Source organism: Streptomyces monashensis (assembly GCF_001866665.1).
Classification (GTDB): domain Bacteria; phylum Actinomycetota; class Actinomycetes; order Streptomycetales; family Streptomycetaceae; genus Streptomyces; species Streptomyces monashensis.
Map to the genome: position 1 here is coordinate 44,280 of NZ_MLYO01000072.1, position 15,142 is coordinate 59,421.

A 15,142-nucleotide genomic window follows, 5' to 3' on the forward strand; every position below is an offset into this window, starting at 1 on the left:
GTGATCCGTGCCGCACGGGCAACCCCCGCCACCGCACCTGCGTCTTGATCGACAACAGACCGATGGCGCCCCGGCCTCCGGGCCGGGGCTCTTTTCCCACCCCTATGCACGGGATGTATACCCAAGAGGTATACATATAGCGTATACACGTCGTGTATAGAAAGGCGCATATGTACGGCAAGGCTTTCGCCCCGGAGTACCAGGGCTCCCTGACCTCCCTTTCTGTGAACTCCTCGCTGGTCGACGTGCTGGCCGAGGGCACCGAGCGGCTGCGCGCGGCCGAGCGGTCCGGACAGCCCGCCGAGGCGGCCCGCTGCGGGCTGGCCGTCGCCGAGGCGCAGCGGCGGCTCGGCCGGATCGAGGACGCCGACCGGGCCTGGAAGGCGAGCTACCGCGCCGCCCGTGCGGCCGGCGACACCGGCGCGATGGCCTGGGCACTGTGGAGCGGCGGCACCCTCGCCCGCCAGCGCGGGGCGTTCCCGCTGGCCTGGCGGCTGCTCGGGCTCGCGGCCGAACTCGGCGAGCGCGGCGGGGACATCGTGGTCCGCGGCTACTCGCTGGCGGGCCTCGCGGAGACCGGCCGCATCCAGGGCGACTACGACGCGGTGGGCCGGCTGCACGAACAGCTGCTGGCAGAGGCCCGCAAGCGCGGGGAGGCCCGGCACACGGTGTGGGCGCTGGAGGGCATCGCGCAGATGCACCGCAACACCGGCGACCACGACCGGGCGTACGCGCTGTTCGAGGAGGCCGCGGAGATAGCCGAGCGGGCCGAGGACCGGCGCGGGCACGCGTGGGCGCTGCGCGGGCTGGCCGACATCCTCTCGGTGCGCGACCAGGACACCGAGCGGGCGCTGGAGCTGCTGTCCCGCGCGGAGGCCGGGTGCCGGGCGATGAACCTGTCCTCCGCGCTCGCCTACAACCACAAGATGCGCGGCAACGTCCTGTACCGCGCCGGTCGGCACACCGAAGCACGGGACATGTACGAGCTGGCGCTGGAGGAGTTCCGCGCGATGAGCGAACCGCGCGGCGAGGCGCTGGCCCGGCTGGGCCTGGCCAAGTCGCTGGCCCGGCTCGGCCGGGACCACGCCGAGACGGCGGCCGAACTGGCCGACCTGGCCAGGACGTTGGAGCGCAGCGGACTCAAGCACGCGCGGGAGATGGTGGTCCGGGCGCAGCAGGAGTTCGGCCTCGACGCGGCGGCCGTACGGTGAGCGCGTGGCCCGTGACGGTGCAGGCGCCGCCCTCCGTGCCCGAAGTCCTCGGCCGGTGCCGGGAGTTGGTGCTCCCGGCGCTCCAGGAGGCGGTGGGCGGGCTGCATCCGTGGGTGGCCGAGATGGCCGCGTACTCCTTCGGCTGGTGCGAGGTCGGCGGGGCACCGGCGGCCGCGCCCGGCGGCAAGGGCGTACGCCAGGCGCTCGCGGTGCTGGGCGCCGAGGCGGCCGGCGCCGACGGCCGGGCCGGCGTCCCGGCGGCGGTCGCGGTCGAGCTGGTCCACGCCTTCTCGCTGCTGCACGACGACATCATGGACGGCGACGGGACCCGGCGCCGCCGCCCGGCCGTGTGGAAGGCGTACGGCACCGGGCCTGCGGTGCTGGCCGGGGACGCCCTGTTCGCCCTCGCCGTGGAGACCCTGGCGCGCGCTCCGCAGGGTCCGGGGGCGGTGCGGCTGCTGTCGGCGGCCCTCGCCGATCTGGTACGCGGGCAGGCGGACGACCTGCTGTTCGCGACCCGGCCCCCGGCCGGCCCGGAGCGGGTGACCCCCGAGGAGTACCGGGCGATGGCGGAGGGCAAGACGGGCGCGCTGCTGGGCTGCGCCGTCGCGCTGGGCGCCGCGCTCGGCGGGGCGCCCGAGGGCGTGGTCGGCGCGCTGGAGCGGGCCGGTCGGCAGCTCGGCGTCGCCTTCCAGCTGGTCGACGACGTCCTGGGGATCTGGGGCGATCCGGCCGTCACGGGCAAGCCTGCGGGCGGTGATCTGCGCGAGCGCAAGATGACGTACCCGGTGCTGGCCGCGCTCTCCTCCCCCGTGGCCCGCGGGCTGCCCGAGCTGCTCGGCCGCCCGGAGCGGGCCGAGGAGGCCGCCGCGCTGATCGAGGCGGCGGGCGGCCGTACGGCGGCGCTGGCACAGGCCCGACGGCACACGGAGGCCGCGCGGGGGACGCTCGCGCAGGCGCCCCTGGCACCCAGGGCCGCCGGGGAGCTGCGCACGCTGCTGGACCATCTGGCGGGCCGCGAGCTGTGAGGCCGTGGCGCCGTCCGTTCAAACGGTGTTGACCTGGGCAGTCCACACGGGTCAGGGTGCGGGGGACGCGGGTTCCCACCCCCGCGCCGGAAGGGTGAAGCACCGTGATCGGCATCTCGGACATCGAAGCGGCGGCGGAGCGGATCGCCGGACACGTGGTACGGACGCCGACCGTACCGAGCCCGGGGCTGACCGAACTGCTCGGTGTCCCGGTCACCGCCAAGCTCGAACTGCTCCAGCGCACCGGCTCGTTCAAGGCGCGCGGCGCGACCGCGAAGCTGCTGTCGCTGAGCGGGGCCGAGCGGGCGGCGGGCGTGGTCGCGGTCAGCGGCGGCAACCACGGCATCGCCCTCGCGGTGATGGCGGCGGCCCTCGATGTGAAGGCGACCGTGGTGATGCCACGGACCGCACCCGCCCGGTCCCTCGCGCTCGCCGAGGCCGCCGGGGCGTCGGTGCGGCTGACCGACGGCATGGACAGCGCGTTCGAGCTGGTGACGAGGCTGCGGGACGAGGGGCTGACCCTGGTCCATCCGTTCGACGACCCGGTCGTGATCGCGGGGCAGGGCACGGTCGGGCTGGAGCTGGCGCAGGACACGCGGGACACGGCCGGGCTGACGGACGTGATCGTCAGCATCGGCGGGGGCGGGCTGATCGCGGGCGTCGCCGCGGCCCTCGCCGCCCTGCGTCCCGGGGTGCGCGTGTGGGGTGTGGAGACCGAGGGTGCCGAGGCGATGTCCGGTGCGCTGAAGGCGGGCGGACCGGTGCCGGTGCCGCTGTCGTCGCTCGTCACCACGCTCAGCGCGCCCTCCGCGTCCCAGCTGACGTACGACCATGTCGCCGCGCTGGTCGAGGAGGTGCTCGTGGTCCCGGACCGGGACGCCGTGCAGGGCTGTCTGGACCTCGCCGAGCACGCCAAGGTGTGGGCCGAGCCGGCCGCGGGCTGTCTGCTGCCGGCGGCCCGGCAGGTGCTGGCGCGGGTCGGCGACGGGGCCCGGCTCGGCCTCGTGGTGTGCGGGGGCAACACCACACCCCGCGAACTCATGGGCTGGGCCGACCGGTTCGGGCTGGGGTGAGCGCGACGGGGCGCGTTGCGGAAGCCCCGGAGCGGGGCGCTCCCGGAATCCGTGGAAAAAAGGGGGCGCATCCGGGAATTCTTTGAACGCACCCCCGCGCGCCCTGCGTACCCCTGGGAGACACGGGACAGGGGTTTCAGCGAGGGATGACCATGGTCGAGGCGCACGTCTCCGCACACGAGTTGGTCGCCGGCCGGTACCGGCTGCTGGAGGTCTTCGCCCGCGAGACGAACCGCCTGTGGTGGTACGCCGAGGACGTGGCGGCCGAACAGCCCCGGCTGGTGGCGCAGACCGCCCTGCCGGCGGACTGCGACGGGGACACCGTGCACCGGGTCACGGCCCGGGTCATCCGGACCTCGGAGACCGTGCGGCGGCTGTGCCCCGGCCGGGTCGCGGTGGTCGTGGACGCCGTGGTCGAGGCCGGCACGCTGTGGACGGTCACCGAGTGGATCGACGGCACGCCGCTCACCGAACTCCTCGACCACGAGGGCCCGTTCAGCCCCGCGCGGTCGGCGCGGATCGGCCTGGAGCTGCTGGAGGTGCTCCAGGCCGCGCACGACGGGGGTATCACCCACGGGGAGTTGAGCCCCGGCCAGGTCTTCGTCCCGGAGGGCGGACCGGTCGTGGTCACCGGGTTCGGGCTGGCCGGGGCGACCCTGGTGCCACGGCTGACGGCACCGTCGTACGCCTCGCCGGAGCAGGCCCGCGACGAGCGGATCGGCCCGGCCGCGGACCTGTGGGCGCTGGGCGCGCTGCTGTACACGATGGTGGAGGGCCGGCCGCCGTTCCGGGACCGGGGCCGGCCCGAGGCCACCCTGAAGGCGGTGGACCGGCTGCCGCTGCGCACCCCGCTGCGCGCGGGCCCGCTCACGCAGGCCGTGCAGGGGCTGCTGCGCAAGAACTCGCGGGAACGGCTGCCGCGGCCGGAGACCCGTGAGGCGCTGACCCGCGCTCTCGACGAGGACGCCGGCGCCGGCCTGCCGACGGGCCCCGAGCCCCGGCTGCGCGGTGGGTACCCGCGTCTGCTGCGGCTCCGCGGACCGGGGCGGAGCCGGCGGGCGCTGGCCGCGGGCAGCGCCGTGGCCGTGGTCGCCGTCGTGGTCGCCGCCCTGGCCGTCACCCACCAGCTGCCCGGCACCGCCACCCGCGCGGCGCACGCGCCGTCGCGCCCCACCGCCTCGGCCGCCCCTCCCACCGCGCCGCCGACGGCGGCCGCCTCGCCCTCCCCCTCCGCCACGGCACCGGCCGGGCTGCCGGCCGGCTATCACCGCTCCATCGCACCGGAGGGTTTCTCGGTGGCGCTGCCGGACGGCTGGAAGCGGCTCCGCACCGAGCGGGCCGGGGCGCGCTACCGCATCACGTTCGGCGCGGGCGGGGCCGCCCCCACCCTGGCCGTCACCTACAGCGAGCACGTCGGCCCGGACCCGGTCGCCGTCTGGCGCGACGACGTCGAACCGTCCCTGCTGCGGCTCCCGGGCTACCAGCGCGTCGGCGCCCTGCGGGCCACCACCTACCAGGGCCGCAAGGCCGCCGACCTGGAGTGGCTGGCGGGTACGGGGGACGCCCGGGTGCACACCTTCGGCCGCGGCTTCCTGATCGGCGGCGACCGGAGCTTCTCGCTGCGCTTCACCACCCTCGCCTCGGCCTGGGACGACGCCGCGAACCGGCTGGCCCTGAAGACGTTCCTGGCGACGTTCCGCGTGGCCGATATGCCCCGATAGGCTTTCCTGTCCGCGCCCGCTCCCGGGTGCGGTCCGTCGAGTCATCCTTGCAGGAGAGCCATCCGTGACCCTGGTCATCGACCCGTCCGAGACATCCGAGACGTCGGAGAGCATCGCCGCGGCCGAGCCGGCCGCGGCGCCGCTGTCCGACCTCGTGGCACGCGACGCCCGTGAGTTCGGCGTCTACGCGCGCACCGGAGGCTGGGCCTTCGCGCTGATGGTGGCGCGCAGTGTGCGGCCGGGCGGGCAGGCCGCCGGTGAGACGCCGAAGGTGTCGGCGAAGGAGTTCGCGCGCCTGGCCGACTGCTCCCCGGAGCGGGTCATGCGCTACTACAAGGCCTGGGACCGGGCCGCCGACGACGCGCTCGTACCGCACTTCGAGACCCTCGAACCCGGCCAGCACGTCGAACTGCCGGACGCGGACGTGTGGTTGGACTACTACGTCTCCCGAAACAGCGCGGCCTCCGAGCGCGGCACCGCGATCGCCGAGGCCGCGGAGGCCGAGGGCATCCGCCCCACCAAGGCGCTGGAGGTCGCCGAGAACCCGACCGCGCTGCGCGCCGCGATCCTCGCCGACCCCTCCACCGCCCGCGCGGCCCGCAGCGCCCTGCTGGACCGGCTCCGGGAGGACCCCGAGCTGCAGGCCGAGCTGGCCCGTGACGTCGTCCGCACCGACGACCTGAAGAAGGCCGTCGCGACCGAGAGCCGGGCCGCCGACCGGATCGGCTACGTCCGCCAGATCGCCGAGTCCGGACGGATCAAGACCCCGGCCGGGCAGACCGTCGACGCCCCCGTCGAGCTGCGCGAGGAGGCCGAGCGGCATCTGTCGCTCATCGACGAGCTGGCGGACGACGAGGACACCGGCGAGTGGGCCACCGAGGCCTACGACACGATGAGGTCGCTGGTCGCCGGCGCGGTCGAGGCCGATCCCGAACTGCGCGTCCAGGAGCAGCGGACCCGGTTCTACAGCAGCCTGCAGAAGGCGACCAAGGCGTTCGAGGAGCTGACCTTCGACGACGCGCAGGACTTCCAGGAGGAGGACATGGACGAGGCGGTCCAGCGTCTGGAGGAACTGCAGCAGGCCATCGGCACGTGCCTGACGGCGCTGCGGGGAGCGCGCGGGGGACGGCCGCCGCAGGACTGAACGGGTTGCCCCGGCCGATGCTGATCACTAGAGTCGGCCGGGTGACTGCCGGGTCGGCCTTGGGCCATACACGAGTGAGGGTCCCGGCCTCGGCGTGAGCGCGAGGCGGGCGAGAGGCCCGCCGCCGTCTCCGAGTGCTCCTGCCCCGGCGCCCGTACGGCGCCGTTTCCAGCGCATCCCGACACCCGGAGACACACCCGCCGATGCAGACCACCGCACCGCACCTGCCCACGACCGCCGTCCGCCTCGACCACACCGCCGTGCTCGCCAGGGACCGGCGGCTGTCGGCCGAGTTCCTCGCCGCCGTCCTCGGCCTGGCGGTCGGCGCCCCCTTCGGGCCGTTCCTCCCCGTCGACCTCGGCAACGGGGTCACGCTCGACTACTACGAGCAGCGGGACGAACCGGTCCAGCCGCAGCACTACGCGTTCCTCGTGCCCGACGAGCAGTTCGACGGCATGATCGCCCGGCTGGACGCACTCGGCGTCCCGTACTACGCCGATCCGCACCACGGCGAGCCGGGCCGGATCAACCGGCTGTTCGGCGGCCGCGGAGCGTACTTCGCCGACCCGTCGGGCCACAACATGGAGATCATGACCCGGCCCTACGTCCGCCCGTAGCCCGGTCCGGCCGCCGTCAGTGCCCCGCCCCGCCGCCGTCGTCGCCGCTGCCGGTCGCTCGGCGCGGCACCGTGGCCCCGGCGTCGGGGCGGATCGTGTGGCGACACCGGATCCACAGGGGCACGACGTACCAGCACACCAGGTACCAGGCGACGACGCCCGCGACCAGCCAGGTCACCTCGCTGCCGTGCGTGGCCACCCGCAGGATCAGCAGGAGCGCGGACGTCGTCGTCATGAGCAACAGGAGCAGGCCGACGAAGGTCAGCCGGGAGGCGATCCGCACCGCCTGCGGCTTGACCCTGCGGCCGGAGACGAGGCGGTGCAGCGACACCGGTCCGATGAGGGCGCCGGTCGCGGAGGCGCCCAGGACGACGGTGACGATGTAGATGACCCGGTCGGCGTGGGCGAGGGTGGCGTACCGCTGCTGGAAGACGACCGTCAGCAGGAAGCCGAAGAGGATCTGCACGCCCGTCTGGGCGACGCGGACCTCCTGGATGAGTTCGCCCCACATCCGGTCGGCCCGCTCCTCCTCGGACTCGTCGCGCCCCGTGCGCCGCCCTTCCTCCGCCATGCGGTCCGTGTAACCGTCCGGCCGTTCCTTCAAACGACCGCCGTCCGGGCGGCGGCTACCAGCGCTGCTCGACCTGGTCCCTGATCCGGCGGTCGTACAGCTCGCGGATCGCGGTGCGGGTGTCCCCGGGCAGCGGCGGCAGCTTGGCGGCGGCCGCGTTGGCGCGGGCCTGCTCCGGACTGCGGGCGCCGGGGATGACCGTCGTCACGCCGTCCTGCTCGACGATCCAGCGCAGGGCCAGCTGGGCCGGGGTGTATCCCTCGGGGGCGAGCGCGGCGAACTCGGCGGCGGCCTCGACACCGGTGGCGTAGTCGACGCCGGAGAAGGTCTCGCCCTGGTCGAAGGCCTCGCCGTGCCGGTTGTAGGTGCGGTGGTCGTCGGCCGGGAACACCGTGTCCCTGGTGTACTTGCCGGACAGCAGGCCGGAGGCGAGCGGCACGCGCGCGATGATGCCGACACCGGCCGCGCGGGCGGCGGGGAGCACCTCGTACAGGGGCTTCATGCGGAACGGGTTGAGGATGATCTGGACGCTCGCCACGTGCGGCCGGGCGATCGCGGTCAGCGCCTCGGCGCAGGTCTCGACGCTCACCCCGTACGCCGCGATCCGCTCCTCCTCGACGAGCGCGTCCAGGGCGTCGTAGACCGCGTCGGAGGAGTAGACGGGGGTCGGCGGGCAGTGCAGCTGGACCAGGTCGATGCGGTCGACGCCGAGGTTGCGGCGCGAACGGTCGTTCCAGGCACGGAAGTTGTCCAGGACGTAGTGTTCGGGGAGCTGCTCTGCCCGGCGGCCCATCTTGGTGGCGACCAGCACGTGCAGATCGGGGCGGCTGCGCAGGAAGGAGGCGATGGTCTCCTCGCTGCGCCCGTCGCCGTACACGTCGGCGGTGTCGAAGAAGGTGACCCCTGCCTCGGCCGCCGCCTCCAGGACGGACAGGGCCTCCTTCTCGTCCACGTGGCCCCAGTCGGCACCCAGCTGCCAGGTACCGAGACCGACCACCGAGGCCCACTGGCCCGACCTGCCGAATTCGCGTTCGTCCATGGCGTCAGTGTGCCATCCGGCACCGGTCCGCGCGGAACAGGCCGCTCCGGCAGGACTCCCGGGCGCGGACCGCGCGCCTTTCACCCGCTCGGGTGATGTCGGTGGACGACAGCACGATGGGCGTACAGCGCGCCCCTACCGTGAGCCCGTGACCGAACGCTTCACGGACGCCCCGGACAACTCTCTTTCTTCATACGGCAGTTCATGGCCCGTCAGCCGACGCGGCCTGCTGCGCGGTGCGGCCGTCGCCGCCGCGTGGGCCGCCGTGCCGGTGCTGCTCGCGGCCGACCCGGCGGCGGCCGCGGCCGAACTTCCCGGGTTTCCGGCCGAGGTGAGGCTCTACCGCTCGGCGTACCGCAACTGGGTGGGTGAGATCACCGCCGACGGACTGTGGGCCTGCGCCCCGGCCGGGCCGGAGCAGGTCCTCGCCGTGGTCGACTGGGCCTGGCGCCGCGGCTGGCGGGTCCGCGCACGGGGCCGCTCGCACGGCTGGTCGCCGCTGACGATCACCGAGGGGACGACGGCCGGCACCCGGACCCTGCTGGTCGACACCGCCTCGCAGCTGACCGGCCTGGCCCTGGAGTCCGGTTCGGCGGTCCGCGCCGGCGCGGGCGTGACCATGGAAGCCCTGCTCACCTTCCTGGAGGGCCACGGGCTGGGCCTCACCGCGACGCCCGCGCCCGGAGACCTGACCCTCGGCGGCGCCCTGGCGATCGGCGCGCACGGCACCGCCGTACCGGCCGACGGCGAGCACCCGGCGCCCGGCACGACGTACGGCTCGCTGAGCAATCGTGTGCTGGAGCTGACGGCGGTGGTGTGGGACGCGGACCGCGGGGCGTACGCGCTGCGCACGTTCCGCCGCGACGAGGCGGACTGCGCGGCGCTGCTGGCCCACCTCGGCCGGGCCTTCGTCACCGAGGTGGTGCTGCGGGCCGCGCCGGACGGCAACCTGCGCTGTGTCAGCCGTACGGACGTGCCGGCCCGTGAACTGTTCGCGGCGCCCGGTTCCGGCGGGCGCACCCTGGAGCGCTTCGTGCACCGCTCGGGCCGCGTCGAGGCGATCTGGTTCGCCTTCACCGCGTTTCCGTGGCTGAAGGAGTGGAGCGTCGCACCGGTGCGGCCGCCGGGCTCACGGCATGTCACCTCGCCCTACAACTACCCCTTCTCGGACAGCGTGCCCACGCCCGTGGCCGACCTGGTGGGGCGGCTGGTCGCGGGCGCGGGCTGGTCCCTGGCGCCGGAGGTGGGCAACGCGCAGCTCACGGTGGCGAGGCTCGGACTGACGGCCACGGACTCGGCCGACCTGTGGGGGCCGTCGAAGAACACCCTGCTGTACCTGCGGCCGACCACGCTGCGGGTCACGGCGAGCGGGTACGCGGTGCTCACCCCGCGGGCCGGCGTGCAGCGGGTGGTGCACGAATTCACCGGCCGCTACCGGGAGTTGCTCGCCGCGTACGCCGCACGGGGCCGCTTCCCGGTCAACGGCTCGGTGGAGATCCGGGTGACCGGCCTGGACCAGCCGGCCGAGGCGGGCGTGCCGGGTGCGCGGACCCCGCTGCTGTCGGCGCTGCGGCCGTGCGCGGAGCGTCCCGAGTGGGACACGGCGGTGTGGCTGGACGTGCTGACGCTGCCCGGCACGCCGTACGCGGAGGCGTTCCTGCGGGAGCTGGAGCGGTTCCTGTTCGGCACGTACGACGGCGGGTACGCCCTCGCCCGCGCGGAGTGGTCCAAGGGCTGGGCGTACTCCGACGACTCCGCCTGGAGCGACCCGGAGGTGCTCGGCACGGCCGTGCCCGGCACCTTCGGCCGGCAGGTGTGGGGGCAGGCGGTCGCGACCCTCGACCGTCTGGACCCGCACCGGGTGTTCGGCAACGCCTTCCTGGACCGCCTCCTGCGCTGAACCCGCCCCGAGCCGATGGCGGCCTGCCCGGTGACGTCGTGGCCCTCGCCCGGTTCCGCGAGCAGTCCCGTCGCGCGCGGCTGCCGCCGGGCGACGTGATGGCCAGGACGGCTGGAGGCGCGGTCGTCGCCGCCCCGCACCGGTGCTTCGGGCGGGCCACCGCCGAACTGCGCTTTCGCCGAGCCGGCGTTGAGGCGGGGGTGCCGTGACCCGGGCTGCCCCTCCCGTCCGAGGGCCTGCGTGAACCGGACGTCGGCGATCGCGGCAGGCATGCCGGGCAGCCGCAGCCGCATCCGAGCCAGGTCGCCCCCGCGGCCCGCGCCGGGGACGACGGCCCGCTGGTCGCGGCCTTCCGCGGGGCCGCCGGAGCTCTGCGCACCGGGCCGGACGAGGCGTGCCGGCTCAGCCTGCCGGGGTCAACTGGGCCTGGACGAGCGGCCCGTAGCGTTCCGCGACCGCGTCGGCGTCGGTGCCGCGCAGGTGCGGTCCGCGGGCGATGCCGTACATCACGCCGAGGCCGACGAGCGCGGCGACGGCCAGTTCGGCGCGCAGTCCGGGGTCGGGGCCGGTGAGCCGGGCGGCGAGGCGTTCGGTGACCTGGGCGCGGAAGTTGGCGCGCAGGACCTCGCCGTGGTCGCCGTGCAGCGGGGCGAAGGCGATGCGCAGCAGCGGGTCGGCGCCGCGGTCGCGCTGGCTGGCGAGGACGTGCCGGACCATGTGCCGGCCGAGGCCGGGCAGCGGCGCGTCGAGCAGGGCGTCCGCGTCGGTGTCGAAGGACATGACGCGGGCGAACAGGGCGTCCTTGTTGCCGAAGTACTTCACGATCAACGGCGGGCTGACACCGGCCCGTTCGGCCACCGCCTTCAGGGTGATGTCGGCGTGGGCCTGCCGGGCCAGGAGATGACGGGCGGCCTTGACGATGGCGGCCTTGGTGACCTCGGCGTCACGGCGGCCGGGGGCGCTGTCCGGCCCGGGTGGGGTGCTCACGGTGCTCATGTTCCCGCCCGCACCCCGCCCGGCGCGCCGCGGGTGGCGCGCCGGGCGCGGCGGCCGCCGTCGGCGGGGCCGCCGTCGCCCGGAATGGTCAGGGCGGCCGCGCAGGCGGCGAGGGCGACACCGCCCGCCATGGCGAACGCCAGCAGATAGCCGTGCAGGGTGGGGATCGAGGTGCCGCGCACGGGGCTGCTGTGGTGGACGAGGACTGCGGCGACAGCGGCGCTGGAGACGGCCTGGCCGATGGTGCGCATGAGGACGTTGACGCCGTTGGCGGAGGCGGTCTGGCTCGCCGGGACCGCGCGCAGGATCAGGGTCGGCAGCGCCGAGTAGGCGAGGGTGGTGCCGGTCGCGACGACCGTGGCGCCCACGACGATCATCCACAGGTCGCGACTGTCGGCGATGCGTACGGCGTAACCGCAGGCCATGACGGCGGCGCCCAGAGCGAGGGTGATGCGCGGGCCGCGGGCGGCGGAGATCCGGGCCGACAGCGGCGAGAGCAGCAGCATGGTCACCCCGCCGGGCAGCAGGCACAGGCCGGTCGCGACGATGGACAGGCCGAGGCCGTAGTCGGTGGTCTTCGGCGTCTGCACCAGCTGGGCGGTGACGAGGGAGTTGGCGTAGAAGGCGAACCCTGTCAGCAGGGCCGCCACGTGCGACAGCCCCACCCGCGGCCGGCTGACCAGCCCCAGGTCCACCAGCGGCCGTTCGGTGCGCAGTTGCCGCCACCACCACAGGGCGAGGACCACGAGGGCGGCGAGGAACAGTCCGAGGATCCGCGCGCTGCCCCAGCCCCAGGTGCCGCCCTGGGAGACGCCCAGCAGCAGGCACACCAGCCCGGCGGCGAGCCCCAGCGCGCCGAGCACGTCGAACCGGCCGGGCTCGCGCACCGGCGACTCCTTGACCGCCCACCAGGTCGCCGCGACGCCCAGCGTGCCGAGGGCGCCGGTGAGCCAGAACATCGTGTGCCAGTCGGCGTACTGGACCACCAGCGCGGCGAGCGGCAGGCCGAGGGCGGCGCCGATGCCGACCGTGGAGCTCATCAGGGCCACCGCCGAACCCCGGCGCTCCGGCGGGAGTTCGTCGCGCAGGATGCTGATGGACAGCGGGACGACGCAGGCGGCGGCGCCCTGGAGCGCGCGGGCGGCGATGAGCACGCCGATGTCCGAGGTCAGGGCGCACATCACCGAGCCGAGGGTCATCAGCACGAGCGCGGCCGTGAGCACCCGCTTCTTTCCGTACATGTCTCCGGCCCGGCCGAGCACCGGGGTGAGGACGGCGCCGGAGAGCAGGGTCGCGGTGACCGTCCAGGACACGGCCGCGGCGGACGCGCCGGTGAGCCGGGGCAGGTCCGGCAGCAGGGGGACGACGACGGTCTGCATGACCGCCATGAGGATGCCGCCCGACGCCAGCACCGGGATGGTGCACCGGTTCCGCGGCGCGCGGGCCGCCGCCGGGGCGCCGGACGGCTGGGGTATCGGGGCGGGCTGGTCCATCGGTGCTCCCGGGGACGGTGTGAGGAGACGTGAAAGAGGGTGAATTCCCATTCACCCTAGCGAGTGAATGGGAATTCACCAACGCCCTTCACCCGGCCCGGGTCGCGCTCCGATCAGCCCAGGTTCTGCTCCAGGGCCTTCAGGTAGTTGCGCATGAAGTGGTCGCGGATTCCGTCGGACGCGGGCGCGAAGACGTCCGCACTCGCTCCCGCGATCCGGTCGGTGAGTGCCGAGAACATCGGCATGCTGTCGTGCAGCTTGCCCTTGGAGTCGATGTAGCGCAGCCCCCGGACATGGGTGAAGACGGGCTCGGGCGGCAGCTGGGGCACGATGTCGTTGTTGTTGACGAAGCGGTACGTGCGCCCGCCGAGTCCCCGGTGGAACGCCTCGGCGAGGACCACGTCACAGGTGCGCGGCTGGCCGAAGGTGTAGATGCCGTCCGCCGCGAGGTTCGGGTCCTCCAGGTACATACGGGCGCCGGCGAGCATGGCGAGGGCGCCGCCGAGGCTGTGCCCGGTGAAGTACAGGGTCTGCCCGTCGGTGCGCAGGTCCTCGAGGGCCGCCTCGACGTCCGGGTAGACCGAGCGCAGGGCCTCGGCGAATCCGTAGTGGACGTGCCCGCTGCCGCCGGGACCGGTGGCGGGCGGGGTCGAGGCGTCGGTGAGCCAGTCCTTGATCTGGGTGGGTTCGGTGCCGCGGAAGGCGATGACGATCATCCGGTCACCGGCCATCGTGTACGCCTGGGTGTCCTGCAGCGGGAACGGCGGGGTGAACCGGGTCCGATGGTGCCGCACCCGATCGAAGCCCCACTTCGCGGCCTGCGCCTCGATGGTGGCCTCGTCCTTGTACGCGAGATCGGACGCGCGGGCGAGCCAGTAGGCGCGTTGCACGCTGTAGCCCGTCGAGGTCTGGTCGAAGGTGTCGGACATGGCCATGGGCGGGGCTCCTTGCGGGTGGGGGATGCGAGGGGTGTGGTGAGGGCCGGCCGCGGACGACCGGCGTGCCGAGCCTCAGCGGCCCCTCGCACGGACGTGCAACGCGCGGGCCGCGCGTGGGCCGAGCCACCGCTTGAGCCGGCGCAGCACCTCCAGTTGCCCGGCCGCCTTGTCGAGGCCGTAGTAGAGCTGCGGGGGGACGTACGGCAGGAGCGGTGAGTGGCGCTGGCCGAGCAGGGCGAACATCCGGTGCGGGGGCAGGTCGATGTAGCGCGGGAGGTTCTCGTACCAGCGGGCGCTGTAGCGGGCCGCGCTCTGGACGGACAGCAGCTCGGACAGGCGCCGGCGCTCGTAGGCGGTGAGCGCCTCGGGCAGAACGGGGTGCGTGCGCAGGGCGTCGGCGAGGCACATGGCGTCCTCCAGGGCGAGGGTGGTGCCGGCGCCGATGGAGTAGTGGGTGGTGTGGGCGGCATCGCCGAGCAGCACCAGGTTGCCGTGGTGCCAGGTGCGGTTGGTGAGGGTGCGGAAGTTCAGCCAGCCGGCGCCGGGGCGGCCGATGAGACCGTGGCCGTCGAGGACGTCCGCGAAGAGCTTCTCGAGCACCGCGAGCCCCTCGGCCTCGTCCATCCGGTCCAGGCCGAGACCGGTGAAGGTCTCCGGGGAGCATTCGACGACACAGGTGCTGTGCGCGTCGCTGTAGCCGTAGCCGTAGGCCCAGATCCAGCCGTGCGGAGTCTCGGCGAAGGTGAAGGTGAAGGCGTCGAAGACCTTGGTGGTGCCCAGCCAGATGTAGTGGTTGCGGCCCTCGGCGATCTCGGTGCCGAAGACCTCGGCGTGCCGGGTGCGCAGCGCGCTGTGCACGCCGTCGGCCGCGACGACGAGGTCGGCGTCCGCGGGCGGTTCGGTCAGTTCGCTCTCGTACTCCAGCCGTACGCCGAGCGCGCGGGCCCGCTCGGCGAGCAGGTCGAGCAGCCGGTGGCGGCCGATGCCGAAGCCCTCGTCGCCCTGGTGACGGGTTGTCAGATCCCGGACGTGGGCGACGCCGTCGCTCCAGCGGACCGAGGCGCGCTCGACCGCCCGCGCCACGTCGGGGTCGTGGTCCTGGAGCCGGTCGAGGAGGCCGCGCCAGTACGTCACGCCCCAGCCGTACGTCGACCCCTCGGGGTTGCGCTCATGGACGGTGATGTCGTGGGACGGGTCCTGCCGCTTGAGCAGGATGGCGAGACACAGGCCCGCGGGCCCGCCTCCGGCGCAGACGACCTTCACAGCCATACCCCTGCCTGACACTGAACGTGGTCGAACGGGACCGCAGGGTAGCAGTGCGACCAGGCCTTTCGATCGCGTCAGTTTGGCGTGGTGAGCAGCATCACTCGGACAGACGGAACCCGCGAAAGATCACCGGAAAGGCGGTCGG

14 protein-coding genes are annotated in these 15,142 nt (G+C 74.2%); 8 read left to right on the plus strand and 6 right to left on the minus strand.

Going from position 1 to position 15,142, the window contains the following annotated elements; translation table 11 throughout:
• Positions 1 to 170: 170 nt before the first annotated feature.
• From BIV23_RS36340 to BIV23_RS36365, 6 genes are all read left to right on the plus strand, one after another.
• A complete protein-coding gene (locus tag BIV23_RS36340; RefSeq protein ID WP_071385234.1) occupies positions 171 to 1,211 on the plus strand; it encodes a tetratricopeptide repeat protein in 1,041 nt (346 codons plus the stop codon).
• On the plus strand, positions 1,208 to 2,239 hold the full coding sequence (locus tag BIV23_RS36345) for a polyprenyl synthetase family protein (protein WP_079173630.1): 1,032 nt from the start codon (positions 1,208 to 1,210) through the stop codon (positions 2,237 to 2,239). Before BIV23_RS36340 ends, BIV23_RS36345 begins: the two co-directional genes overlap by 4 nt.
• A gap of 104 nt (positions 2,240 to 2,343) precedes the next feature.
• Positions 2,344 to 3,312: a threonine/serine dehydratase family protein gene (locus BIV23_RS36350; RefSeq protein ID WP_071385235.1), complete on the plus strand. Its 969-nt coding sequence runs from the start codon at positions 2,344 to 2,346 to the stop codon at positions 3,310 to 3,312.
• 146 nt (positions 3,313 to 3,458) lie between these two features.
• Positions 3,459 to 5,033: a serine/threonine-protein kinase gene (locus BIV23_RS36355; protein ID WP_071385236.1), complete on the plus strand. Its 1,575-nt coding sequence runs from the start codon at positions 3,459 to 3,461 to the stop codon at positions 5,031 to 5,033.
• Positions 5,034 to 5,097: 64 nt separating this feature from the next.
• Positions 5,098 to 6,177 carry a hypothetical protein gene (locus BIV23_RS36360; RefSeq protein WP_425443563.1) on the plus strand — a complete coding sequence of 360 codons (1,080 nt, stop codon included), beginning with the start codon at positions 5,098 to 5,100 and terminating at the stop codon, positions 6,175 to 6,177.
• A 203-nt stretch (positions 6,178 to 6,380) separates the two neighbouring features.
• Positions 6,381 to 6,794, plus strand: coding sequence for a VOC family protein (locus BIV23_RS36365; RefSeq protein ID WP_071385237.1), 414 nt, complete (start codon positions 6,381 to 6,383; stop codon positions 6,792 to 6,794).
• Between the two features lie 16 nt (positions 6,795 to 6,810).
• On the opposite strand, the gene BIV23_RS36370 is transcribed toward BIV23_RS36365, so the two are convergent.
• Both BIV23_RS36370 and BIV23_RS36375 read right to left on the minus strand, forming a co-directional pair.
• Positions 6,811 to 7,365, minus strand: coding sequence for a DUF6328 family protein (locus BIV23_RS36370; protein ID WP_245790823.1), 555 nt, complete (start codon positions 7,363 to 7,365; stop codon positions 6,811 to 6,813).
• A gap of 55 nt (positions 7,366 to 7,420) precedes the next feature.
• Positions 7,421 to 8,404, minus strand: coding sequence for an aldo/keto reductase (locus BIV23_RS36375; RefSeq protein ID WP_071385238.1), 984 nt, complete (start codon positions 8,402 to 8,404; stop codon positions 7,421 to 7,423).
• 148 nt (positions 8,405 to 8,552) lie between these two features.
• Between BIV23_RS36375 and BIV23_RS36380 the strand changes: the two genes are divergently transcribed.
• Together BIV23_RS36380 and BIV23_RS50795 are read left to right on the plus strand one after the other, a co-directional pair.
• Entirely contained in the window at positions 8,553 to 10,304 is a 1,752-nt protein-coding gene (locus BIV23_RS36380; RefSeq protein ID WP_071385239.1) for a cholesterol oxidase substrate-binding domain-containing protein, read from the plus strand.
• Positions 10,305 to 10,342: 38 nt separating this feature from the next.
• Positions 10,343 to 10,513, plus strand: coding sequence for a hypothetical protein (locus BIV23_RS50795; protein WP_177240159.1), 171 nt, complete (start codon positions 10,343 to 10,345; stop codon positions 10,511 to 10,513).
• Positions 10,514 to 10,706: 193 nt separating this feature from the next.
• Here BIV23_RS50795 and BIV23_RS36385 read toward each other — a convergent pair whose 3' ends face one another.
• From BIV23_RS36385 to BIV23_RS36400, 4 genes are all read right to left on the minus strand, one after another.
• Entirely contained in the window at positions 10,707 to 11,300 is a 594-nt protein-coding gene (locus tag BIV23_RS36385) for a TetR/AcrR family transcriptional regulator (protein WP_071385240.1), read from the minus strand.
• Entirely contained in the window at positions 11,297 to 12,793 is a 1,497-nt protein-coding gene (locus tag BIV23_RS36390) for an MFS transporter (protein ID WP_071385241.1), read from the minus strand. The genes BIV23_RS36385 and BIV23_RS36390 overlap by 4 nt, the downstream gene beginning before the upstream one ends.
• Positions 12,794 to 12,906: 113 nt before the next feature.
• Positions 12,907 to 13,728 carry a lipase family protein gene (locus BIV23_RS36395; RefSeq protein ID WP_177240160.1) on the minus strand — a complete coding sequence of 274 codons (822 nt, stop codon included), beginning with the start codon at positions 13,726 to 13,728 and terminating at the stop codon, positions 12,907 to 12,909.
• A 75-nt stretch (positions 13,729 to 13,803) separates the two neighbouring features.
• On the minus strand, positions 13,804 to 15,000 hold the full coding sequence (locus BIV23_RS36400; protein WP_071385242.1) for an FAD-dependent monooxygenase: 1,197 nt from the start codon (positions 14,998 to 15,000) through the stop codon (positions 13,804 to 13,806).
• Positions 15,001 to 15,142 lie beyond the last annotated feature (142 nt).